This is a genomic window from Cellulomonas sp. NPDC058312, from assembly GCF_042880135.1.
Lineage (GTDB): Bacteria > Actinomycetota > Actinomycetes > Actinomycetales > Cellulomonadaceae > Cellulomonas.
Window position 1 is genome coordinate 71,981 of record NZ_JBHVZE010000006.1, and the last position, 23,147, is coordinate 95,127.

21 protein-coding genes are annotated in these 23,147 nt (G+C 74.7%); 13 read left to right on the forward strand and 8 right to left on the reverse strand.

Annotation, left to right across the window (positions count from 1 at the left end):
- The first annotated feature begins 83 nt into the window (after window positions 1-83).
- From leuC to murA, 3 genes are all read left to right on the forward strand, one after another.
- On the forward strand, window positions 84-1,535 hold the full coding sequence (leuC, locus tag ACFVXN_RS16780; RefSeq protein ID WP_389235050.1) for a 3-isopropylmalate dehydratase large subunit: 1,452 nt from the start codon (window positions 84-86) through the stop codon (window positions 1,533-1,535).
- A 48-nt stretch (window positions 1,536-1,583) separates the two neighbouring features.
- A complete protein-coding gene (gene leuD, locus ACFVXN_RS16785) occupies window positions 1,584-2,249 on the forward strand; it encodes a 3-isopropylmalate dehydratase small subunit (RefSeq protein ID WP_389235053.1) in 666 nt (221 codons plus the stop codon).
- A 154-nt stretch (window positions 2,250-2,403) separates the two neighbouring features.
- On the forward strand, window positions 2,404-3,720 hold the full coding sequence (gene murA / locus ACFVXN_RS16790) for a UDP-N-acetylglucosamine 1-carboxyvinyltransferase (RefSeq protein WP_389235056.1): 1,317 nt from the start codon (window positions 2,404-2,406) through the stop codon (window positions 3,718-3,720).
- A 6-nt stretch (window positions 3,721-3,726) separates the two neighbouring features.
- Here the strand turns inward: murA and ACFVXN_RS16795 are convergent, their stop codons facing one another.
- The gene (locus tag ACFVXN_RS16795; RefSeq protein ID WP_389235059.1) at window positions 3,727-4,185 is read right to left on the reverse strand and encodes a MarR family winged helix-turn-helix transcriptional regulator; all 459 of its coding nucleotides are present in this window, start codon (window positions 4,183-4,185) and stop codon (window positions 3,727-3,729) included.
- 66 nt (window positions 4,186-4,251) lie between these two features.
- Here ACFVXN_RS16795 and ACFVXN_RS16800 point away from each other — a divergent pair, with 66 nt between their 5' ends.
- The 6 genes from ACFVXN_RS16800 to ACFVXN_RS16825 all read left to right on the forward strand — a co-directional run bounded on the left by ACFVXN_RS16800 (window position 4,252) and on the right by ACFVXN_RS16825 (window position 11,115).
- Window positions 4,252-5,787 carry an MFS transporter gene (locus ACFVXN_RS16800; protein ID WP_389235062.1) on the forward strand — a complete coding sequence of 512 codons (1,536 nt, stop codon included), beginning with the start codon at window positions 4,252-4,254 and terminating at the stop codon, window positions 5,785-5,787.
- 185 nt (window positions 5,788-5,972) lie between these two features.
- Window positions 5,973-7,307 carry an extracellular solute-binding protein gene (locus ACFVXN_RS16805; RefSeq protein WP_389235065.1) on the forward strand — a complete coding sequence of 445 codons (1,335 nt, stop codon included), beginning with the start codon at window positions 5,973-5,975 and terminating at the stop codon, window positions 7,305-7,307.
- Window positions 7,304-8,254, forward strand: coding sequence for a carbohydrate ABC transporter permease (locus ACFVXN_RS16810; RefSeq protein WP_389235068.1), 951 nt, complete (start codon window positions 7,304-7,306; stop codon window positions 8,252-8,254). Before ACFVXN_RS16805 ends, ACFVXN_RS16810 begins: the two co-directional genes overlap by 4 nt.
- Window positions 8,251-9,084 (forward strand): carbohydrate ABC transporter permease, encoded by an 834-nt coding sequence (locus tag ACFVXN_RS16815; RefSeq protein ID WP_389235071.1) that lies wholly within the window; start codon window positions 8,251-8,253, stop codon window positions 9,082-9,084. Before ACFVXN_RS16810 ends, ACFVXN_RS16815 begins: the two co-directional genes overlap by 4 nt.
- Window positions 9,081-10,118, forward strand: coding sequence for a glycoside hydrolase family 43 protein (locus ACFVXN_RS16820; protein WP_389235074.1), 1,038 nt, complete (start codon window positions 9,081-9,083; stop codon window positions 10,116-10,118). Before ACFVXN_RS16815 ends, ACFVXN_RS16820 begins: the two co-directional genes overlap by 4 nt.
- A 25-nt stretch (window positions 10,119-10,143) precedes the next feature.
- The gene (locus tag ACFVXN_RS16825) at window positions 10,144-11,115 is read left to right on the forward strand and encodes a LacI family DNA-binding transcriptional regulator (RefSeq protein ID WP_389235077.1); all 972 of its coding nucleotides are present in this window, start codon (window positions 10,144-10,146) and stop codon (window positions 11,113-11,115) included.
- 52 nt (window positions 11,116-11,167) lie between these two features.
- Here the strand turns inward: ACFVXN_RS16825 and ACFVXN_RS16830 are convergent, their stop codons facing one another.
- From ACFVXN_RS16830 to ACFVXN_RS16840, 3 genes are all read right to left on the reverse strand, one after another.
- Entirely contained in the window at window positions 11,168-12,028 is an 861-nt protein-coding gene (locus ACFVXN_RS16830; protein WP_389235080.1) for an ANTAR domain-containing protein, read from the reverse strand.
- A 2-nt stretch (window positions 12,029-12,030) separates the two neighbouring features.
- Entirely contained in the window at window positions 12,031-12,201 is a 171-nt protein-coding gene (locus ACFVXN_RS16835; protein ID WP_389235082.1) for a hypothetical protein, read from the reverse strand.
- A gap of 98 nt (window positions 12,202-12,299) precedes the next feature.
- A complete protein-coding gene (locus tag ACFVXN_RS16840) occupies window positions 12,300-13,310 on the reverse strand; it encodes an ANTAR domain-containing protein (protein WP_389235085.1) in 1,011 nt (336 codons plus the stop codon).
- Window positions 13,311-13,499: 189 nt separating this feature from the next.
- On the opposite strand from ACFVXN_RS16840, the gene ACFVXN_RS16845 reads away from it, so the two are divergent.
- On the forward strand, window positions 13,500-14,273 hold the full coding sequence (locus ACFVXN_RS16845; protein ID WP_389235088.1) for a lysophospholipid acyltransferase family protein: 774 nt from the start codon (window positions 13,500-13,502) through the stop codon (window positions 14,271-14,273).
- Window positions 14,270-15,271, forward strand: coding sequence for an NAD(P)H-dependent glycerol-3-phosphate dehydrogenase (locus tag ACFVXN_RS16850; RefSeq protein WP_389235091.1), 1,002 nt, complete (start codon window positions 14,270-14,272; stop codon window positions 15,269-15,271). Before ACFVXN_RS16845 ends, ACFVXN_RS16850 begins: the two co-directional genes overlap by 4 nt.
- 61 nt (window positions 15,272-15,332) lie before the next feature.
- Here ACFVXN_RS16850 and ACFVXN_RS16855 read toward each other — a convergent pair whose 3' ends face one another.
- Window positions 15,333-16,505, reverse strand: a complete 1,173-nt coding sequence (locus tag ACFVXN_RS16855; RefSeq protein ID WP_389235094.1) for a trans-sulfuration enzyme family protein — start codon at window positions 16,503-16,505, stop codon at window positions 15,333-15,335.
- 70 nt (window positions 16,506-16,575) lie between these two features.
- On the opposite strand from ACFVXN_RS16855, the gene ACFVXN_RS16860 reads away from it, so the two are divergent.
- Window positions 16,576-17,721, forward strand: coding sequence for a D-alanine--D-alanine ligase family protein (locus ACFVXN_RS16860; protein WP_389235097.1), 1,146 nt, complete (start codon window positions 16,576-16,578; stop codon window positions 17,719-17,721).
- Window positions 17,722-17,746: 25 nt separating this feature from the next.
- On the opposite strand, the gene ACFVXN_RS16865 is transcribed toward ACFVXN_RS16860, so the two are convergent.
- Window positions 17,747-18,283, reverse strand: coding sequence for a DUF3515 family protein (locus ACFVXN_RS16865; RefSeq protein ID WP_389235100.1), 537 nt, complete (start codon window positions 18,281-18,283; stop codon window positions 17,747-17,749).
- 41 nt (window positions 18,284-18,324) lie between these two features.
- On the opposite strand from ACFVXN_RS16865, the gene ACFVXN_RS16870 reads away from it, so the two are divergent.
- Entirely contained in the window at window positions 18,325-19,320 is a 996-nt protein-coding gene (locus ACFVXN_RS16870) for a thiamine-phosphate kinase (RefSeq protein WP_389235103.1), read from the forward strand.
- A gap of 81 nt (window positions 19,321-19,401) precedes the next feature.
- On the opposite strand, the gene ACFVXN_RS16875 is transcribed toward ACFVXN_RS16870, so the two are convergent.
- Both ACFVXN_RS16875 and ACFVXN_RS16880 read right to left on the reverse strand, forming a co-directional pair.
- The gene (locus ACFVXN_RS16875; RefSeq protein WP_389235106.1) at window positions 19,402-22,371 is read right to left on the reverse strand and encodes a glycosyl hydrolase family 18 protein; all 2,970 of its coding nucleotides are present in this window, start codon (window positions 22,369-22,371) and stop codon (window positions 19,402-19,404) included.
- A gap of 234 nt (window positions 22,372-22,605) precedes the next feature.
- Window positions 22,606-23,124 carry a GNAT family N-acetyltransferase gene (locus ACFVXN_RS16880; protein ID WP_389235108.1) on the reverse strand — a complete coding sequence of 173 codons (519 nt, stop codon included), beginning with the start codon at window positions 23,122-23,124 and terminating at the stop codon, window positions 22,606-22,608.
- Window positions 23,125-23,147: the final 23 nt, after the last annotated feature.

The following is a 23,147-nucleotide window of genomic DNA, read 5'->3' on the forward strand; positions in this document are numbered from 1 at the left end:
GTCTCGAAGGCTGAGACGCAAGTGCGACACCCAGAGAGGCACCGACGGCCCCCACCGTCGGACCAGCGGAGAGGACACCCGACATGGCCGGGACACTGGCGGAGAAGGTGTGGGAGAACCACATCGTGCGGCGCGGCACGGACGGCGCGCCCGACCTGCTCTACATCGACCTGCACCTCGTGCACGAGGTCACCAGCCCGCAGGCGTTCGAGGGCCTGCGCCTCGCCGGCCGCCCGGTGCGCCGGCCGGACCTCACCCTGGCGACCGAGGACCACAACACCCCGACGCTGGACATCGACCTGCCGATCGCCGACGAGACGTCGCGCACGCAGATCCAGACGCTGCGCAACAACGCCGCGGAGTTCGGCGTCCGGCTGCACTCGCTCGGCGACGCCGACCAGGGGATCGTGCACCAGGTCGGGCCGCAGCTCGGCCTGACGATGCCGGGCCTGACCGTCGTCTGCGGCGACTCCCACACGTCCACGCACGGGGCGTTCGGCGCGCTGGCGTTCGGCATCGGCACCTCCGAGGTCGAGCACGTGCTCGCCACCCAGACGCTGCCGCTCGCGCCGTTCAAGACGATGGCGATCACCGTCGACGGGCAGCTCCCGCTCGGCGCGACCGCGAAGGACATCATCCTGGCGGTCATCGCGAAGATCGGCACCGGCGGCGGGCAGGGCTACGTCCTGGAGTACCGCGGCGAGGCGATCCGGTCCCTGTCGATGGAGGGCCGGATGACGATCTGCAACATGTCGATCGAGGCCGGCGCCCGCGCGGGCATGATCGCCCCCGACCAGACCACCTTCGACTACCTCAAGGGCCGCCCGCACGCCCCCGAGGGCGCCGACTGGGACGCCGCGGTCGCGTACTGGTCCACGCTGCGCACCGACGACGACGCCACGTTCGACGCCGAGGTCGTGCTGCACGCCGCCGACCTGGAGCCGTTCGTCACCTGGGGCACCAACCCCGGGCAGGGCCTGCCGCTGTCGGGCAGCGTCCCGGTGCCCGAGGAGATCGCGGACGCCAACGAGCGCGTCGCCGCCGAGCGTGCCATCGAGTACATGGGCCTCACCCCGGGCCAGCCACTGCGCGAGATCGCGGTCGACACGGTGTTCATCGGCTCGTGCACCAACGGCCGCATCGAGGACCTGCGCGCCGCCGCGAAGCTGGTGCAGGGCCGCCGCAAGGCCGACTCGCTGCGCGTCCTGGTGGTGCCGTCGTCGGCGCGCGTGCGGCTCCAGGCCGAGGCCGAGGGCCTGGACCGGATCTTCCTGGACTTCGGCGCCGAGTGGCGCAACGCCGGGTGCTCGATGTGCCTGGGCATGAACCCCGACCAGCTCGCCCCGGGGGAGCGGTCGGCGTCCACGTCGAACCGCAACTTCGAGGGCCGGCAGGGCAAGGGCGGCCGCACGCACCTCGTGTCCCCGCTCGTCGCGGCCGCCACGGCCATCCGCGGCACGCTGTCCTCGGTGTCCGACCTGGGCCCGGACGTCGCCGTGCCCGACGGCTCCCCGCTGGACCTCCAGCCGGCCTGAGCCGCCGACGCCCCCGACGCCCCCTTCGACCCAGGAACGAGCACCGTCATGGAGAAGTTCACCCAGCACACCGGCGTCGGCGTCCCGCTGCGCCGCAGCAACGTCGACACCGACCAGATCATCCCGGCCGTCTACCTCAAGCGGGTCACCCGCACCGGGTTCGAGGACGCGCTGTTCGCCGCCTGGCGCGGCGACCCCGACTTCCTGCTGAACCAGGAGGCCTACAAGGCGGGCTCCGTGCTCGTCGCGGGCCCGGACTTCGGCACCGGCTCGTCCCGCGAGCACGCCGTGTGGGCGCTCAAGGACTACGGCTTCAAGGCCGTCCTCGCGTCCCGGTTCGCGGACATCTTCCGCGGCAACTCCGGCAAGCAGGGCCTGGTCGCCGCGCAGCTCGCCCAGGAGGACATCGAGCTGATCTGGAAGGTGCTTGAGACCACGCCGGGCACCGAGGTGACGGTCGACCTCGTCAGCCGCACGGTCACCTGCGACGACGTCGTGGTGCCGTTCCAGGTCGACGACTACACCCGCTGGCGCCTGATGGAGGGGCTCGACGACATCGGTCTGACCCTGCAGCACGAGGCGGAGATCACGGCGTTCGAGGCCACCCGCGACGCGTGGCGCCCGAAGACCCTGCCCGCCAAGCACCTGCCGCCGGTCGACATCAAGGCCGCGCGCCCCGTCGAGCTGACGCTGGGTCGCCGCCCCGGCGCCTGACGCCCGCACCGCCCGACGAGCCCGGTCCCGCGCACCGCGGGGCCGGGCTCGTCCCGTCGGGTCGGCCTGCGAGGTTTGTGGAGGTTTGGCACCACCTGTGCGGCGCGGGGCACGCGGTGCACGGGCACCCCCGCCGGTGAGCGACCATAGGCGGATGACCGATCTGCTCAACGTCCACGGCGGCACCCCGCTCTCCGGGGAGATCACCGTCCGTGGCGCCAAGAACTTCGTCTCGAAGGCGATGGTCGCCGCGCTGCTGGGCGAGACCCCGAGCGAGCTGCGCAACGTCCCGCAGATCCGCGACGTCGGCGTCGTGACCGGCCTGCTGGAGCTGCACGGCGTGCGCGTGGACGCGGACGCCGTCGCCGGCACGCTGCGGCTCGACCCGACGGACGTGGAGTCCGCGCACGTCGCCGACATCGACGCCCACGCCGGGTCCAGCCGCATCCCGATCCTGTTCTGCGGCCCGCTGCTGCACCGGCTCGGCGAGGCGTTCATCCCCGACCTGGGCGGCTGCCGGATCGGTGACCGGCCGATCAACTACCACCTCGACATCCTCCGGCAGTTCGGCGCCGTGGTGGACAAGCGCGAGAACGGCATCCACATCCGCGCGCCGCGCCGGCTCCAGGGCACCAAGATCACGCTGCCGTACCCGAGCGTCGGGGCCACCGAGCAGCTGCTGCTCACCGCCGTGCGCGCCGAGGGCATCACGGAGCTGACCAACGCGGCCATCGAGCCCGAGATCATGGACCTGATCCACGTCCTGCAGAAGATGGGCGCGATCATCTCGGTCGACACCGACCGGGTCATCCGCATCGAGGGCGTCGACCGCCTGGTGGGCTTCCAGCACACCGCGCTGGCCGACCGGATCGAGGCGGCGTCGTGGGCGTCGGCCGCGCTGGCGACCGGCGGCGACATCTACGTGCGCGGCGCCTCGCAGCCGGAGATGACGACGTTCCTCAACACGTTCCGCAAGGTCGGCGGCGAGTTCACGATCGACGACGCGGGCGTCCGGTTCTTCCACCCGGGCGGCGACCTGTCGTCGATCGTGCTGGAGACCGACGTGCACCCCGGGTTCATGACCGACTGGCAGCAGCCGCTGGTCGTGGCGCTGACCCAGGCCAAGGGGCTGTCGATCGTGCACGAGACGGTGTACGAGAACCGGTTCGGCTTCACGGACGCGCTGCGCGGCATGGGCGCGACGATCCAGGTCTACAAGGAGTGCCTGGGCGGGCGGCCCTGCCGGTTCGGCCAGCGGAACTTCTACCACTCGGCGGTCGTCTCGGGTCCGACCCCGCTGACCGCGGCCGACATCGAGGTCCCGGACCTGCGGGGCGGGTTCAGCCACCTCATCGCGGCGCTGGCGGCGCAGGGCACCTCGGCGGTGCGCGGGATCAGCCTGATCGACCGCGGGTACGAGAACTTCACCGCGAAGCTGGAGGCGCTGGGCGCGAAGTTCGACCGCGACTGACCTCCCTCAGCCCCGCGGTGCCAGGCCCTGCTCGACGCGCTCGAGCAGGGCCTTCGCCGTCCCCAGGCCCGTGGTGTCGCCGTCGAGGGCGGCGTGCAGGCGGTGCGCCCAGTGCGCCCGGAGCCGGGCGATGTCCTGGACGGCGCGCGCGGTCGGGCGCAGCACCACGGTCCGGCGGTCGTGCTCGTCGTGGGTGCGCTCGACCAGGCCCTTGGCCTCCAGCTGGCGCAGGGTGGTGCTGAGGTTGCTGCGGTGCAGGCCGGTGCCCTCGGCGACGCTGCTGGGGGACGCGCCGGGGTGTCGGTGCAGGTGCCGGATGACCGTCGTCTCGGTGGGGGTGAGCGGGGCGACGTCGGTGGTGCGCCGGCCCTGGAGGTCGCGGGCGACGGTGAGCACCAGGTCGGCGAGCTCGGCGAGGTCGGCGTCCGTCGGGGTCGGTTCCATGAGCGAGGTCACACGGTCCATCGTAGCGATCGTTATGAGTTGATAGTTATAGTTCCATAACTTATCCGATCGTCCTGGAGCACCCGCATGCCCTCGTCCACCCGTCCCGCCCGCGGCGCCCCCGGGCCCACGCTCGCCGCCGTCTGCTTCGGCCTGTTCATGGTCGGTCTCGACGGCACCGTCGTCTCGGTGGCCAACCCCGCCATCTCCGCGTCCCTCGGGACCTCGTTCGCCGAGCTGCAGTGGATCACCAACGCCTACCTGCTCGGCCTCGCCGTGTTCCTCATCCTCGGCGGCACGCTCGGCGACCGGTTCGGTCGGCGCCGGATGTACCTGACCGGGGTCGCCGCGTTCGCCGTCACGTCCGTGGCGATCGGCCTGGTCGGCAGCACCGGCGGGGTGATCGCGTTCCGCGCGCTCCAGGGCCTGAGTGCCGCCCTGCTGATGCCGCAGACCCTCGCGCTGCTGCGGGCCACGTTCCCGAAGGAGAAGTTCGGCGCCGCCGTCGGCGTCTGGGGCGGGGTGTCGTCGGTCGCGATCGCCGCGGGGCCGATCGTCGGCGGGCTGCTCGTCGACACGCTCGGCTGGGAGTGGGTGTTCTTCGTCAACGCCCCCATCGCCCTGGTCGGGCTGCTGCTGGGCGGCCGGGTCCTCGCGGAGAGCACCGCGCCCGGCCGGGCCCGCATCGACGTGCCGGGCGTCGTGCTGCTGGCGCTCGGGCTGTGCGCGGTCGTCCTGGCCGTCGTGCAGTCGGAGTCCTGGGGCTGGACCAGCCCGCTGACGCTCGGCGTGCTGGCCGCGGGCCTGCTGCTGCTCGGGGTGTTCGGCGTGGTCGAGACCCGGGTCGCCGAGCCGCTGCTGCCGCTGACGCTGTTCCGCGACCCGACCCTGACCGTCGGAGCCGTCGCGGTCGCCGCGAACTTCTTCGCGCTGTTCGGCGTGACGTTCTTCCTGTCGCTGCTCCTGCTCAACCTGCGCGGGGTCGACGGGCTCACCGCCGGCGTGATGCTCCTCCCGCTCAGCGGGGTCTCGGTCGTCGCGTCCCCGATCGGCGCGGCGCTGGTCGGTCGGTTCGGCATCCGGGTGCCGATGGCCGCGGGCCTCGGGCTGATCGCGGTCGCGCTGCTGGCGCTGACCGGCGTCGACGTGGACTCGCCGTACCTCGGCATGGCGGTGCCGTTCGTGGTGCTGGCCCTCGGGGTCGGCATGGTGATGACCGCCGGTGCCGACGCGGTGGTCGGCAGCGCCCCGGTGCGGCTGGCGGGCGTCGCGGGCGGGCTGCAGGCGACCTCGCTCCAGCTCGGCGGCGCGCTCGGCACCGCGGTGCTCGCGGCCGTCGTGACCGCGGGGACGTCCGCGCGGCTGGGCGGCGTCACGTTCGCCGGTGACGAGGGCGTCCGGCAGGGTCTGGTCCCCGACGGGCTGGACCCCGCCACCACGGCGCTGGCCCAGGACGCGTTCCTCGGCGGGCTGCACACCGCGTTCGTCGTCGCGGCGGCGGTCGCCCTGCTCGCGGCGGTCGCGGCGGCGCTGCTCGTCCGCACGCCGCGGGCGCACCACGACGCCGCCGAGGTGCTGGTGGAGGCCGAGAGCGCGCTCGCGGGCGGGCCCGCGCTGCGCTGACGCGCGGGTGGTGCGGGGCCGGTGCGGGGGCCGGTGCGGGGGTGCCGCGGGGTCGCGCGCTACTGATCTGGGGGTTTACAACGGGGGAACTCCCCGATACTCATAGGTCTGCACGCGACCCGCAGCACCGCCGGGGAGGCGAACAGCCGCCGCCCACCTGGCACCGATGGCGAAGGAGCCACCCCGTGAGCCAGACCTCGTCCACCCCCGCACGCCCGCAGCTCCCACCGGTGAGCCGGCGGGGCTTCCTCGCCGGCGTCGGCGCGCTCGGCCTCGGCGCCGCCGTGGCCGCCTGCGCCGGCGGCGGCCCGACCTCGGCCGGCGCCGCGAGCGCCGGCGGGAAGACCCCGCTCGCGTTCTGGACCGGCTTCACCGGCGGTGACGGCCCCGTGATGCAGGACCTCGTGGACCGGTTCAACGCCGAGCACGAGGGCATCGCCGTGACGATGACGACGATGGAGTGGGCCGACTACCACGCCAAGCTGCCCGCGGCCCTGACCTCGGGCCAAGGGCCGCACGTGGCGATCCAGCACCTCGACTCGCTGCCGACCTCCGCGGCACGGGGCCTCCTGGAGCCGGTCGACGACGTCGCCGCCGACCTCGCGCTGACCGCCGACGACTTCATCCCGACGGTGTGGGACGCGGGCATCTACGCCGGCGCGCGGTACGGCATCCCGCTCGACGTCCACCCGCTCGCGCTGTTCGTCAACACCGGCGTGGTCGCCGACGCGGGGCTCGACCCCGCAGCACACCCGCTGGACCGGGCGTCCTACGAGGGGGCGCTCGACACGCTGCTCGCGCGCGGGGTCGCCGGCCACTGGATGAGCCCGCACACCTTCACCGGCGGTCAGACCCTCCAGTCGCTGATCTGGCAGTTCGGCGGCGACCTGTTCGACGGCGAGGGCGCCACCGTCGCGTGGCACCGGGACGAGGGCGTCGAGGCGCTGTCCTGGATGGTCGCCGCCGTCCACCGCGGGTGGAGCGCCCGCGACGTCGGGCAGGACGCCGACATCATCGCGCTCCAGAACGGCCAGGCCGCGTACAACTGGAACGGCATCTGGTCCATCAACACCCTCGACTCCATCCCGTCGCTGACGTGGGACGTGAGCCGGCTGCCGCGGATCGGCAGCGTCGACGCCGCCTGGGCCGGGTCGCACAACTTCGTGCTCACCCGGCAGCGCGGCACGACGGACGCCCAGCTCGAGGCGGCGCGCACGTTCATCAGCTGGGTGTCCGAGCAGTCGGCCGCGTGGGCGGTCGGCGGCCAGGTGCCCGCGCGGCGGTCCGCCCGCGAGTCCGCGGAGTTCGCCGCCCTCGCGCCGCAGGCCGCCGTCGCGGAGCAGGTCGACGACCTCCGGTTCATCCCGTCGGTCCCGGGGATCGGCGACGCGGTGGGCGAGCTCTACACCGCGCTGAACGAGGCGGTGCTGCTCACGAAGGCCCCGGCGGAGGCGCTCGCGGACGCCGCGCGGCGCGCCGACGAGGTCCTGGCCGACAACCGCGACCGCTACGCCCGATGACCGCGGCCCCGTCCGGGGCGCCCGCCCGCCGACGCCCCCTGCGGCGCGGTGCGGTGTGGACGCCGTACCTGTTCCTGGCCCCGTTCCTCACGGTCTTCGGGACGTTCGTGGCCTTCCCCGCGCTGCGCGGGCTCTGGATGTCCCTGCACGACTGGGACCACCTGATGCCGACCCGCCCGTTCGTCGGGCTCGCCAACTACACGGACCTGCTCGACCCCGCGAGCGTGCTGTACCAGCGGTTCTGGGACGGCATGGCGGCGACCGGGATCTTCGTCGTCGCGTCGGTGCCGCTGCTGCTCACCGCGCCTCTGCTGCTGGCGATGGCGCTGAACCGGCGGTTCCCCGGGCGGACGTTCCTGCGGGCCGTGGTGTTCCTGCCGTACGTGCTCGGCGTCGCGGTGGTCGCCGTGCTGTTCCGGTTCGTGCTCGACCCCAACCTCGGCGTGCTCAACCACCTGCTCGCCACGACCCGGCTCGACCGGGTGCTGCACGCGCTCGGCGCCGGCGACCCGGTGCCGTGGCTGACCGCCCAGCCGTGGGCGTGGGTGTCGCTGGTCGGCGTCACGCTCTGGTGGACGATCGGGTTCAACACGATCATCTACCTCGCCGGCCTGCAGGACGTCCCCGCGGAGCTCTACGACGCGGCGCGGGTGGACGGCGCGTCCGCGCGCCAGCGGTTCCGGCACGTGACGCTGCCGGGGCTGCGGCCGGTGCTGGCGTTCGTCCTGACGATGACCGTGCTGGCCTCGGCGAACATGTTCGGCCAGTCCGACCTGATGACCGGCGGCGGTCCCGGGACCTCCACCCGGACCGCGCTCATGGTCATCCTCGACACCGGCATGGGGCAGTACCGGATGGGCGCCGCCGCGGCGATGGGCTACGTCCTGTCCGTCGGGCTCGGCGTCGTGTCGATCGTCAGCTTCGTCGCGCTGCGGGAGCGGTCGTGAGGCGCCGCGGTCTCGGCGGCGCCGTCGTCGCGGCGCTGGTGCTCGTCGTGGTGCTCACGTTCCTCGGCCCGCTGGTCTGGATGCTGCTCACCTCGGTCAAGTCCTACGGGGAGGCCACCGCGTCGCCGCCGACCCTGTGGCCGCAGGACGTGGACCTGTCCGCGTACGACCGGCTGCTCGGCCTGGACGGCCCGTACCCGGTGCTGCGCTGGTTCCTCAACTCGCTGGTCGCCGGGGTGCTGCACACGGCGCTGGTGCTCGTGGTCGCCTCGACCGCGGCGTTCGCGCTGGCGCGGATGCGGTTCCGGGGGCGCGGGCTCGTGTTCGGCGTCATCGTCTCGACCCTGTTCCTGCCGGCGTTCGTGTTCCTCATGCCGAACTACCTCACCATCGACGCGCTCGGCTGGACCGACTCCCTGTGGGCGCTGGTGGTCCCCGGCGCGGCCGGTGCCTTCGGTGTGTTCTTCCTGCGGCAGTTCTTCGTGGGGCTGCCCGCGGAGCTGGAGGAGGCCGCGGCGCTCGACGGGGCGAACCAGTGGCACGTGTTCACGCGGATGGTGCTGCCCAACACCCGCCCCGCGCTCGCGACGCTCGCCGTGCTGGCGTTCCTCGGGAACTGGAACGACTACATCTGGCCCGTGTACGTGCTGTTCAGCCCGGAGCGGCTCACGCTGCCCGCCGGGCTGAAGCTGCTCCAGGGCGCGTACGCCACGGACCACCCGACGGTGATGGCCGGCGCCGTGGTGGCGTCGGTCCCGGTGATCGTCCTGTTCCTGCTCACCCAGCGGTTCATCATCGAGGGCGTCGCCCGGAGCGGGCTGAAGGGATGAGCGCCGCGACCCGGTCCCGCGGGGCCACGCTCCTGGCCGCGATCGCGCTCGCGGGGTGCGCCGGTCCGGGGCCCGACCCGGTGCTCCGCGACGAGGCGACGGTCACCGGCTTCACCAACCCGGTCCACGACGGGGACCTGCCCGACCCGTTCGTGCTGCGCACCGAGGGGTCCTGGTACCTCTACGGCACCCAGGGCCGGCTCGGCACGATGCCGGTGCTGCGGTCCGACGACCTCGTCACCTGGGCGCCGGTCGGCGACGGGATGCCGGTGCTCGCGTCGTGGACGGCGCCCGGGCGGCACTGGGCGCCCGAGGTCGTCGCCCTGGACGGCCGCTACCTCGCGTACTACACCGCCACCGAGCGGGCGACGCAGCAGCAGTGCATCGGCGTCGCCGTCGCGGACCACCCGGCGGGGCCGTTCGTGGACGACGCCGACGCCCCGCTGGTCTGCGAGCACGAGGAGGGCGGGTCGATCGACGCGTCCCCGTACGTCGACGTCGACGGCACGCCCTGGCTGCTGTGGAAGAACGACGGCAACCACATCGGGGTCCGGTCGTGGATCCGGGCGCGGCAGCTGGCCCCCGACGGCCGGACGCTGGTCGGCGACGGCCCCGTCGACCTGGTGACCCACGACCAGGACTGGGAGGGCGCGCTGGTCGAGGGGCCGACCGTGCACGAGCACGACGGCCGCTACCACCTGCTCTACTCCGCGAACGACTACGGCTCCGTGGACTACGGGGTCGGCTGGGCCGTCGCGGACGCGCTCACCGGGCCCTGGACCAAGCCGCTGGACCGGCCCGTGATGCGCAGCACCGCGGACGCCGCGGGGCCCGGGCACGGCAGCGCCGTCACCACCGCCGTCACCACCGCCTGCGGGGCGACCTGGTACGTGCACCACGCCTGGCGGCCCGACGCGGTGGGCACCGGGTACCCCGGACGGCAGACGTGGCTGACCCCGCTGCGGTTCGGTGCCGACGGCGTGCCCGTGCTCGACGGGCCGGCCGCGTCCGTGGCGGTGACCCCGTGCGGGTGACGTCGTGGGTGTGACGCTGCGGGACGTGGCCGCCCGGGCCGGCGTCTCGTTCAAGACGGTGTCCAACGTCGTCAACGACCGCCCGCACGTCACCGACGCCACGCGGGCGCGGGTGCTCGCCGCGGTCGACGCGCTCGGTTACCGGCCCAACGCCAGCGCGCGCAGCCTGCGGCACGGCCGGTCCGGCATCCTGGCGCTGGCGGTCCCCGAGCTCACCTCGCCGTACTTCGCCGCGCTGGCGTCGGCGGCGGGCCGGGCTGCCAAGGAGCACGGCCGGGTGCTGGTGATCGAGGAGACCCGCGGTGAGCTCGAGGGGGAGCGGGTCGCGCTCGTCGACCTGGCGTCGCGGCTGGTGGACGGGGTGATCCTGTCGCCGCTCGTGACCCCCGAGCGCGTCGTGGCCGAACGGATCGGCGCGACTCCGCTCGTGATGCTCGGCGAGCACCGGTACGGCGCCGGGGCGGACCACGTCGCGATGGACTCGGAGCGCGCCGCCCGGGAGCTGACCGCGCACCTGCTCGCCACGGGACGGCGGCGGATCGCCGTCGTCGGGCGGGAGGACGCGCCCGGCACCGGGGCCGAACGCTGGCGCGGGCACGTGGCAGCGCTCGCGGACGCCGGGCTGCGCCCCGACTGGCGGCTCGACCTGCGCGTGCCGGCCTACCGCCGCGAGGACGGCGTCCGGGCGGTCCGCGCGCTGCTCGGCGGCGGGGACCGGCCCGACGCGGTGCTGTGCTTCAACGACCTGCTCGCCCTCGGCGCGGTGCACGCGCTGCGGGACGCCGGGCTGTCGGTGCCCGGCGACGTCGCGGTCGCGGGGTTCGACGACATCGAGGAGTCTCGGTACGCCGGGCTCACCACGGTCGCGCCGGATCTCGGGCTGCTCGCCAGGGAGGCCGTGCGGCTGCTCGTGCGGCGTGTCGAGGACCCGGCGCGGGCACCCGAGCGCGTCGACGTGCCGTTCCGGGTGGTGGTGCGGGCGTCGACGGTCGGGTGAGCGGGGTCGCGGCGCGCGGGCGGGAGCCGGGACCCGGACGAGCGGGCGCGGCTCAGCCGGTCGGCCGGTCCCGGAACTCGTGCGCGCTGTGCGCCTCGGCGCCGGACACCTGCGCGACCACCAGCGCCGCCACGTCCCGCAGCTTGGCGTTGCGGTGCTGGGAGGCCCGCCGCAGGATGCCGAACGCCTCCTCGGGGCCGCACCGGTTCTGGGCCATGATGACGCCGAGCGCCTGGTCGATCACCGCGCGCGAGGCCATCGCCTGCTTGAGGTCGGTGTTCACCTGGGTCTGCTCCTCGACCCGTGCGGCGACCGCGACCGCGCCCGCGGCGTCGTCGGCGAACCGGCCCACCGCGGCCAGCGCCTCGGGGTCCCAGTCGCCGAGCGTCGGGCGGTACAGGTTGATCGCCAGGTCGAGGTCGGCGCCCGCGCGCGAGGAGGCGGGCACGGCGGCGGCCGACGCGAAGCCGTTCGCCAGCGTCGTGTCCCGCCACTGCGGCCAGCGCTCGTCCGCGGACACGTCGGGCACGGTGATGAGCCGCTCGATGCGCGCGGCCTCCAGGCACGGGCCGTCGCCGGCCGCCTGCTCCGCGTGGTCGCACGCCGAGGCGGCCTCGTCGGTCGTCGCCGCGACGGCCGAGCGGCCGCCGAGCCGCACCGTGATCGCGGCGGAGACCCGGTCCCCGGCCCGCTCGGCGGCGCGGCGCACGATCACCTCGAGCAGGGCGTCGAGCTGGACCGTCGTCGCGAGCATGCCGTGCAGCTCGCCCAGGGCCTCGACCCGCCAGGCGTCCACGGGGCCACGCAGCGCACCGGCCAGGTCCGGGACCTCGTCGGCGCTCGCGGCGCGCGGCGCGTCGGGTGCGTCCGGCCGGGGGTGCGCGCCCTGCTCCCCGGGGGTGCGCGCGTCCACGCTCACCGTCCGTCCGGGTGGGTCGTCCCCGGCGACGTCTCCTCGTCGGTGGGCGCCACGTACCCGGACTCGGGCCCGTCGCCCTCGGAGCCGGGGGTGCTCTGCTCGGCCGTGTCGTCGGGGTCGCCGTCGGGCAGCACGCCCGTCGGTCGGTCGGTGGGGTCCTGCGTCATGGAGGTCCTCCTCGGTCGGTTCCGGTCACATGCTGCTGCTCCCGGCCCGGGTCCGCATCCCGGCAGGGGCGTCGGGCCCTGCGGGGCGTGTGCGGCGGTCACCTCCCCGGCGTCGCCCCGTCCGGTGTCACCACCTGGACCTGCACGCCCGCGTGCTCGGCGCGGCGGCGCAGCCGCGTCAGGTGCAGCGCCGCGACCGGGCCGATCCGGTGCAGCGCCGAGGCATCGAGCACCAGCCGACCGCGGGCCGGCACCGCGCGCAGCGCCTCGGCGAGGCCGGCGACCAGGTCCGGGGCGGTGGCGCCGTCCACGGTCCCTACCAGGCGCACGTGCACCGTGCGGCCCTCCGGGACGTGGTGCACGACGAGCCGGGCGGGGCGGGGGACCGCGGCCGCGCCCACGCCCGGGGTGCCGGGTCCGGTCGCGGCGGTCGCCGGGTCGACCGACCCGCCGGCCAGGCTCGCGAGCGCCGCGTCCAGCAGCTCGCGCGGGTCGGACCCGTCGGGCCGCCCCGGCAGCGCGGCCAGCAGCCGCTCCGCGAGGGTGCGGACCTTGACGTTCAGGTGCTCGGAGTGCCAGCGCAGCAGGTCGAACGCCGCGTCGCCGTCCAGCCCGTAGGCGAGCATGGCCGCGCCCTTCGCCTGGTCGATGACCTCCCGCGACGCGATCGCCGCGGACAGCATGTCGTCGGCGCGGCGCGCGGCGGTGGCGCCGATCTCCGCGCCGAGGTCGACCAGCACGCCCAGCACGCCCGTGGTGCCGGCTGCCTGGCCGTCGCCGGGGACGGCCGGCGCGGGTGCCGTGAGCACGGCGAGCACCGCGTGCTCGCCGCCCGTCGCGTCCAGCAGGCGGTACCGGACCGAGCGGCCGGTGTCGGCGGCGGAGGGCGCCCCGCGGAGCACCGCGGCCAGCGCGGGCCGGTCGTCGCGGTGGCAGTGCGCCAGCATCAGGTCCGCCGACGGCACCACCTCGCCCGGCTCGAACCCGTGCAGCCGGAAGACGTCCGGCGTCCAGGTCAGGGAGCCGTCGGCGAGGAGGTGGAACGTGCCCGGCGCCGGGAGGGACCGGCGGTCGGACGGGGAGGTGGGGGGACGGGTCGACAGGGACATGCGTGCTCCGGAGCCGGCGCACGACGCAGCACAGGCGTCGCGCGGTTCTGCTCGCGCGGCTCGCTTCGTCCCAACGATGCGCGGTCGGTCCCGGCGGGATCATCCCCACCGGACCAGGTCCGATAGTGCCAAATCCGGGCGCCGGACGCACACCGGCCCCGCGGACCCGCCCGGGTAGCATCGGCTCCCGTGCACCCGCCCCGCGCCAACCGCGCCTACCGGAACATCGCCCGCATCCTGCGTCCCGTGCTCTACGGGATCACGCGGCGCGACTGGCGCGGCACCGAGCACCTGCCCACGGGCACGGGGTTCATCGCGGCGAGCAACCACATGACGAACGTCGACCCGATCACGTTCGCGCACTACCTGTACGACAACGGCGTCGCGCCGAAGATCCTCGCGAAGTCGTCGCTGTTCACCGTCCCGGTCGTCGGGTGGGTGCTGCGCGCGTCCGGGCAGATCCCCGTCTACCGGAACACCTCCCAGGCCGGCGACTCGCTGCGCGCCGCCGAGGCCGCCCTCGGCGAGGGGGAGTGCGTGGCGGTGTTCCCCGAGGGCACCCTCACCCGCGACCCCGACCTGTGGCCGATGGTCGCCAAGACCGGCGTCGCCCGGCTCGCGCTCAGCTCCCGGGTCCCGGTGGTCCCCGTCGCGCAGTGGGGCGCGCAGGACCTGCTGGGCCGGTACGCCAAGGTGTTCAAGCCGTTCCCGCCCAAGCGGGTCACGATCGTCGCGGGCCCGCCCGTCGACCTCAGCGACCTGTACGACCGCCCGCACGACGCCGCGACGCTGCGCGAGGCGACCGCCCGCGTGATGGCGGCGATCACCGCGCTGCTGGCCGACATCCGGGAGGGGACGCCGCCCGCGCGGCCGTTCGACATGCGGCGCCCGGGCGGCGCGGGGACGGACGGCACTGCGACGGACGGCACCGCGGCGGACGGCACCGCGGCGGACCGGCCGTGACGCGCGCGGCCGTCCTCGGAGCCGGTGCGTGGGGCACGACGTTCGCCGCGGTGCTCGCCGACGCGGGCTGCGACGTGACCGTCTGGGGCCGCGACGCCGCGGTGGTCGCGGACATCGCCGGGCAGCACCGCAACGAGCGCTACCTCCCCGGCGTGGACCTGCCGGCGCGGGTGACGGCGGACGCCGACCCGCGGGCTGCCGTCGCGGGCGCCGACGTGGTGGCGGTCGCCGTCCCCTCGCAGTCCGCCCGGGCGGTGCTCGCGCCGCTGGCCGACGCGCTCGCGCCCGACGCGGTCGTGGTGTCGCTGATGAAGGGCGTCGAGCTCGCCACGGACCGCCGGATGAGCGAGGTCATCGCGGAGTCCCTCGCGATCCCCGCGGACCGGGTCGCCGTGCTGTCGGGCCCGAACCTCGCCGCGGAGATCGCCGCCCGGCAGCCGACCGCCACCGTGGTGGCCGCCACCGACCCGCGCACCGCCGAGCGGGTCGCCGCCGCGTGCGCGACCGGGTACTTCCGGCCGTACACGAACGACGACGTCGTCGGCGTCGAGCTCTGCGGTGCCGTCAAGAACGTCATCGCCCTGGCCGTCGGCATCTCGCAGGGGCGCGGGCTCGGCTACAACACGATGGCGACCGTCATCACCCGCGGACTGGTGGAGATCACGCGGCTCGGGCAGGCGCTCGGCGCGCGCGCGGAGACGTTCCCCGGGCTCGCGGGCATGGGCGACCTGATGGCCACGTGCGCGTCGCCCGACTCGCGGAACCACCGGCTCGGGCTGCACGTCGGGCGCGGGCTCGGCCTGGACGAGGCGATCACCGCGACCGGCGGCACCGCCGAGGGCGTCAAGTCCTCCCGGTCGGTCCTGGACCTGGCCGAGCGTGCCGGTGTCGAGATGCCGATCACGCACGCCGTGGTGCAGGTCCTGCACGAGGGCCTGCCCGTCGACGCCCTGGCCCCGCTGCTCCTGGGCCGCCCCCGCAAGCCCGAGGGCGCCTGACCCACCGCCGCCCGCACCCGGCACCCGCGCCGCGCATCCGCCACCCCGGCGGCGGGGCGGGTCAGGCGCGGAGCGCGGCGTCCAGGTCCGCCCAGAGGTCCTCGACGTCCTCGATGCCGACCGACATCCGCAGCAGGTCCTCGGGCACCGTCGGGGACTCGGTGGCGAACCGGCGCCGGCGCTCGATGCTCGACTCCACGCCGCCGAGGCTCGTCGCGGGCACCCACAGCCGCAGCGCCGCGACGAGCGCGTCCGCCCCCGCGGCCCCGCCGGCGGGACGCAGCCCGATGATCGAGCCGAAGCCGTCCATCTGCGCCGCCGCGCGGGCGTGGCCCGGGTCGCCCGGCAGCCCGGGGTGACGCACCTCGACGACGCCCGGGTGCTCCGCGAGGCGACGCGCGAGCTCCAGCGCGTTGGCCTGCGACCGCTCGACCCGCAGCGCCAGGGTGCGCACGCCGCGCAGCGCGAGGTAGACCTCGAACGGCCCGGCGATGGCGCCGTGCACCGTCCGGTAGGTGTGCAGCCGCTCGTGCAGCGCGGGGTCGTCGGCCAGCGCCGCGCCGAGGACGACGTCGCTGTGCCCGGCGAGGTACTTGGTCACCGAGTGGATGACGACGTCGGCGCCCAGCGTGAGCGGCCGCTGTACCAGCGGCGTCGCGAAGGTGTTGTCGACGCCGACCAGCGCGCCGACCGCGTGCCCGGCGGCGATCAGCGCGGGCAGGTCGGCGACCTCGAGCATCGGGTTGGTGGGCGACTCGACCCACAGCAGCGACGTCGCGCGGCCCGTCGGCGAGGCGGCCGGGTCCAGCGCGGTGACCACCGCGTCCGTGTCGGCGATGTCGACCTGCTGCAGCTCGACGTCGGACCGCTCGGCGAGGTCGCGGGCGTACCCGAGGGTCACCTGGTAGGCGTGCCGGGGCAGGACCAGCCGGCCGCCGCGGGGCACCAGCGACAGGGCCGCGGCGATCGCCGCCATGCCCGAGCCGAAGACCAGCGCGCGGTTCGCCGACCGCTCCAGGGCGCCGAGGGTCAGCTCGAACGGCCCCCACGTCTCGGTGTCCGCGCGGGCGTACATCAGCTCGCCCGGCTGCGGGACGCCCTGCGAGACGTACGTCGAGGACAGCACGACCGGCGGGTTCACCGGGGCGCCCTGCGTGCGCGCCGGGCGGCCGGTGGTCACCGCGACGGTCTCGGGGGCCAGTGCGGACGGGTGGGTCGGGTGCGCGTCGGTCACGCGCGCAGGGTAGCCCCCGGTCGGCGGCCCGGGCCCGGACCGTCCCACCCAGCGGATAGGCTCGCGGGCGATGTCCAGCACCGAGCAGCCCCAGACCCCGTCCACGCCGACGCGCCCGCGGGTGCTCGTCCTGTTCGGGGGGCGGTCCAGCGAGCACGCGATCTCCTGCGCCACCGCCGGCGCCGTGCTGCGGGCGGTGGACCGCGAGCGGTACGACGTGCTGCCCATCGGCATCACCCCGCGGGGCCGCTGGGTGCGCGTCGCCGACGACCCGGACCGCTGGGCGATCGTCGACGGCCGGCTCCCCGAGGTCGAGGCCACGCCCGAGCAGGTGCTGCTGCCCCAGGAGGCCGGCTCCCGCGAGCTGCGCGTCCTGGAGGCCGGCTCGCCCGCGACCGCGATCGGCGAGGTCGACGTGGTGCTGCCCCTGCTGCACGGCCCGTTCGGGGAGGACGGCACGCTCCAGGGCATGCTCGAGCTCGCCGACGTCCGGTACGTCGGCGCGGGCGTGCTCGCCTCCGCGGTCGGCATGGACAAGCACTTCATGAAGGTCGCGCTCGCCGGCGCCGGGCTGCCCGTCGGGCCGTTCGTGACGCTGCGCGGCGACGACCTGGCCCAGGACCGCGACGGGGTGCGCGCCCGGATCGCCGCGCTCGGCCTCCCGCTGTTCGTCAAGCCCGCCCGCGGCGGCTCCAGCATCGGCATCACCCGCGTGGTGGACCCGGCCGCGCTCGACGCCGCCGTCGCCACCGCGCAGGAGCACGACCCGAAGGTGGTCGTCGAGGCCGGGATCGTCGGGCGCGAGATCGAGTGCGCGGTGCTCGGCGGCCGGGGCGGCGCGCGCCCCCGGGCGTCGCTGCCGGGGGAGATCGTCGTCACCGACGGGTCGCACGGGTTCTACGACTTCGAGGCCAAGTACCTCGACGAGGCCGCGGTGCAGCTGTCCTGCCCGGCGGACCTGCCGGCGGACGTGATCGCCCGCGTGCAGGACGTCGCGGTCCGGACGTTCGAGGCCGTGGACTGCGAGGGGCTCGCGCGGGTCGACGTGTTCGTCACCCCCGACGGCCAGGTCGTCGTCAACGAGATCAACACGATGCCCGGGTTCACCCCGTTCTCGATGTACCCGCGGATGTGGCAGCAGAGCGGGCTCGCCTACGCCGACCTGCTGGACGAGCTGCTGCAGCTCGCGCTCGAGCGGCCGACCGGGCTGCGCTGAGCCCCCGCGCCCCGGGTCGCACGGGTCACAGGCAGGAGCGCGTCGCCTCCACCTGGGCGATCGCGGGGCTGAGGGCGTCGAGGAACGACGTCGACCGCTCGGCCACCACGGACGCCGGCACGTGCACCTCCACGGCGGGGTCGCGGCCGTAGGTCACGAACGTCCAGTCGGACGAGCCCGGGTCGAGCGCCAGGTCCGGGTCGTCGCCGGCGCCGTCCGCGGGCTCCGCGTCCGCGCGCACCAGCCAGTCGATGGTCGTCCCGCTCGCCGTCTCGACGGTCACGCACTGCTCCGTGGTCGGACCGGGCACCTCGACGCCGCACCGCAGCGTCACCGGGTCCGCGGGGTCGCCCCACGCGGCGGTCGCCTGGCTGGTCGTCCGGTGCTCGGCGAGCCCGTCGCCCAGCGACTCGGGCACGGTCAGGACGACCCGGGCGCAGTCCGGGTCCGTCGCGTCGGGGGCGACCGCGACGCCGACGGACTGCGCGCAGCCCGCCAGGAGCGGGACCGCCAGGAGCAGCAGCGCCGCGGACGTCACGGCGGGGCGGGGAACGAGGGTCACCGCGCCAACCTAACCCGGCCCGCGGCACTACCGTGTCCGGCGTGACCGACCCCGCAGCCTCTCCCGGACCCCACGTGGCGGACCTCACCGAGACCCAGCTGCTCGGGCGGATCTTCCCCCTGCTGCCCGCCGGCGGTGACACCCTGGTCGGCCCGGGCGACGACGCCGCGCTGCTCGCCGCCCCGGACGGACGGTTCGTCGTCTCGACGGACGTGCTGGTCCAGGACCGGCACTTCCGGCTCGGCTGGTCGTCGGGGGAGGACGTCGGCTGGCGTGCCGCGATGCAGAACCTCGCGGACGTCGCGGCGATGGGCGCGCGGCCGACGGCGCTCGTGGTCGCGCTCGTGGTGCCCGGCGACCTGCCCGTGGCCTGGGTCGAGGGCCTGGCCCGGGGCCTCGCGGCCGCCTGCGCGACCGTGGGGGCCGGTGTCGTCGGCGGCGACCTGTCCGGCGGCGACGCGGTCGTGGTCGCCGTCACCGTGCACGGCGACCTCGGGGGACTCGACCCGGTGCTGCGGTCCGGTGCGCGCCCCGGGGACGTGCTGGCGCTCGCGGGGACCGTCGGGCGGTCCGCCGCGGGCCTGGCGCTCCTGGAGGCCGGGCGCGCGGACGTCGACCCGCACGTGGTCCGGGTGCACCGCCGCCCGGAGCCGCCGCTCACCGCCGGCCCGGCCGCGGCCCGGGCGGGCGCGACGGCGATGCTCGACGTGTCCGACGGGCTGCTGCGCGACGCGGGCCGGGTCGCGGCCGCCAGCGGAGTCGTGCTCGATCTCGCGGACCCGGCGGACGTGCTGGCGGGGGACCTCGCGGCGGTCGACCGCGCGGCGCGGGCGGTCGGCGGGGACGCGCGCGCCTGGGTGCTCGGCGGCGGCGAGGACCACGGGCTGCTCGCCACGTTCCCGCCGGGCGCGCTGCCCGCGGGCTTCCGGGTGGTCGGGACGGTGCGCGAGCCGGGGCAGGGTGCGCCCGCCGGGACGGTGCTGGTGGCCGGGTCGGCTGCGAGGACGAGCACCGGGTGGGACCATTTCGGGCGGTGACCGGTCCGCCCGTCGGGCGAGCGTCCTGCGGTGCGTGGAGCACCGGCAGGACGCCCGCCGCGTTCGGCCGACCTCCTGCTGCTACTTCACGAAGGTCAGCGTCGCGCTGCCGGTCGGGAGGGGGACCGAGTCCACAGCCGACGAGACGGTGAACGCTCCAGGAGTCGTGGAGGTGATCCTCGCCTCGTACGTGCCCTCGACGGAGGTCTCGACGAACGAGCTGACCTTCACCCCCATGATGCCCAGAGTGCCGGTGCCGGACACCTTGAGCGTGACGGGCGGGGTGCTGCCCATTCCGGTGATGGGGTCGCCCGCGGCGTTCTTCAGGGTGACCACGTACGTGATGGGGCTCGCGCCGTCGGCCTTCTGGGGGCCGCCGGTCACCCTGGCGGTCGACCTCCCCGCATCGGGCTTGGTGTGGGGGTCCTGGACGAACTGCGCGGCCACCGAGGTCCCGATCGTGGTGTCGTTCAGCTGGACGTACAGCTTGGCCGTACCAGCCCTCTTGGACACGACGTCAGCGGTGTACACGCCCGGCGCGCCCTCCGTGAACGCACCGACCTGGGCCGTCGCGCCGGTGACCTTCACCACGGCCGGGAAGCTCGCGCCACCCAGACCGGTGACCGGAGCACCGGTGGCGTCGTTGAGCGTCACCGTCAGGGGGAGGGACTGCAGGCCGTCACCGACCACGAAGCCGGGGGTGCCGCGGACGGTGGACGTGGACGCCACCGGCGTCAGCGGCCCCGGCGCGATCGACACCGTGTGGGTCGCGAGCGTCTGGTAGAACGCGGTCGACGCCCCGGGTCCGAGGTCGGCGAGCCGGACCTCGACGACGTCGCCGTCAGCCGGCGCCCGGGAGACGGCGATCTGCGTGGTGGCCCCGTCCGAGGTGGCGGAGGCCCCGTACGCGCGTCCCTGGTAGGTCTCGGCCACGAGCTCGTCGTTGACGGTGACGAGGAAGCGCTTCGCCTGCGTGAACTGGTTCGTCGCGAGTGCCACGGTGAGGGTGCCGTCGGACCAGTCGAGTCCCTTGACGGCTGCCTTCTCCACGGCTGTCACCGTCGGCTGGAACTCCACCTCCCGGAAGGTGACCTCGACGCCGTCGTCGTGCCGGTCACCGGGCTTGCCCGTCGCGCGGACGAGGGTCACCTCGTTCGTCCCCGTGATCGCGAGGCGGCGGCTGATGGTGACGCGCCCGGACGGCTCCTCGGTGACCGTCGCCGACGGCGCCGTCCCCTGGTGGATCTCGAACAGGTAGTCACCGCCGAAGCGCACGACGTACCGGTCGGCGTCCGCGTACTCGGCTGCGGACATGGAGAGGGACACGACGAACGACGACCTGTCCTTCGTGACGTCCAGCGACGGCACGGCGTCGTCGAGCAGCGAGCCGACGATCGACGACAGCTCGTGCTCGTCCGAGTCGCCGGACAGCTCCCAGATGATCGCGCCGCCGTACTCGTTCTCGCGGATGAAGTCGACCTTGTGCTGGATCGACGTCGGGTCGTCGTAGGTGAAGAACTCCTGGGTGGTGCTGCTGTAGAGGTAGGGGACCTTCGCCTCGTCGTCCCAGTACTTCGTGAACGCCGGGTCGCTCTCCAGGTCGCGGAGCGTGTACCAGGGGTTGGTCCCGGTGGCCTCGCCCTCGTCGTCCCACTGACCCTTGACCGTCGCCGTCCCCGGCGCCCCGAGGCCCGGCAGACCGGGGATCAGCTCGGTCGGCTCGACGTCGCCCCACCCGCGGCCGTAGAACCCGATGCCGGCGAGCAGCCGGTGCTTCGGCACGCCCCACCGGGTGTGCAGCTCGTCCATCGCGCTCTCGACGTCGAGCTTCTGGTCCTCGACCAGGGACCCGGCGTACAGCGGGGAGTTGTGGCCGGTGACCGGGTCGAACGCCCCGTGGAAGTCGTACGACATGACGTTGATCGAGTCGACGAGGTCGACGATGACCTTCGGCTTGATGAACTCCATCTTGGTGTGGTTGGGCGTGACGGCGACCGACAGCGGGTAGTACGCGTCGTTCTGCAGCCCTCGCTCGGTGAGCAGCGCGCGCAGGCGCACGATCAGGTCCTCGAACTGGTCGGCGTCGGCGCTGCTGGACGGGTACTCCCAGTCGACGTCCAGGGCGGTGAAGTCGTGCTCCAGCATGAAGTCGACGATGCCGCGCGAGAGCTGTTCACGCTGCTCGACCGTCCGAGTGGCGTCCTGCCACTGCGCGTCGACGCTGTTGTTCCAGCCGCCCACCGACAGGACGTTGCGGACGCCGTGCCGTGCGGTGGCCTCGGCGACCTGGCGGTACAGGCCGTCCTCGCCGAGCGCCGCGCCTTCGTCGAACGTCTGCAGCGACCAGTCGCCCGCCCCGGGGGTGGACTCCTTGAGCGCCGCGAACCCGTAGTTGAGGTGGGTGATCTCCTCGAAGGGGACGTCGTCGACGCCGTAGTTGTCGTGCGCGTCGTAGACCCCCCACTCGGGGAAGTAGCCGACGACACGCGTCGACGACCGCTCGGTGTCCCGCTCCTGCCGCTGGTGGTTCGCTGCCTTCATGCCCCCCCAGGGGGTGAACTCGAAGTCGGCGACGAGGTCACCGACGAGCTCCTCCCCGAAGGCCCACGCGAACTCGCGCGGTCCGGTCATCGCCCCCGGGGGCGCGCCCTCGACCCACCACTTCGCGGTGAAGACCCTCCCGCCCCACTGGACGACACTGCCCTTGGGGTACGCGGTGTCGGCGTTCCACACCGGGATGGTGATCGCGTCCTCGTTCAGCGGGGCGACGGCCACCCGCTGGGCGCCGGGGAAGGTCTGGCCGGGCGAGCCCCGGTGCCACACGTTGTGACCCTTCGGCCCCTGGTAGTCCGCAGCCCACATGTGGTCCGCGGTCAGACCGGTGATGGTGTTCGTCTCGTCGTCCTGCGAGAGCGACGGGGTGGCGGCGCCCGCCGCGCCCGCACCGAGCGGGACGGTGACGGTCAGCGCGAGCGCCGAGGCGACGACGAGGCCGACGGCGTGCCGGCCTCGGCCTCCGGTGCAGCTGCGCGTCTGTGGGGATCTGGTCATGGTCTCCGCTTCCTGGGGTCCGCGCGAACGCGGTCGCCGACGTCCGGCGCGGGCACCTGTGTATCGGCGGTGGGGGTGCTCCCGACGGCACCCGCTGGCCCGGTGGGTGCACGTGGAGGCCTGATTAGGTGGCAGGCAGTGGCCGATGAGTAGCGCGGCTGACCACGTGCAGGACGGCGTCGAGGTCCGGGCTCGAGCCGGCCCGAGCGCCCCGGTGAAGCTGACGACCGGCGGTCAGCGCCGCCGGTAGCGCAGCTGCAGCAGCTCGGTGCCGCCGACGTCCTCGGTGCGCTCGACCCCGTCGGGCTGGAACCCGTGGCGGCGGTAGAAGTGCCGGGCGCGCTCGTTCTCGGCGAACACCCAGAGGGTGACGGGCGTCCGCGGCCCGATGCCCTCCAGCGCGGTCCGCAGCAGCTCGCGGGCCGCGCCCGAGCCCCAGACCTCGGGGTCGAGGTAGGTGGCGTAGACCTGCAGCGTCCCGGGGTCGGCGTCCTCGTCCAGCGACGGACCCGTCGAGACGAAGCCGAGGACGTCGTCGTCCGCGACCGCGACCCACGCGCGCACCCGGTGCCCGGGGGACAGGTCCCGCCGCCACTCCTCGGCGCGCTTCTCGACGTCGAGCGCGTCGAGGTAGTCGCCCGGGACGATCCCGACGTAGGCCTGCTGGAGGCTCAGCACGTGCACGCGGGCGATCCCCGCCGCGTCCCCCGCCTCGGCAGGCCGGACCGTGTGCTCGCGCCGCTGCTCGCTCATGCGCTCAGGGTGCCACACCGGAT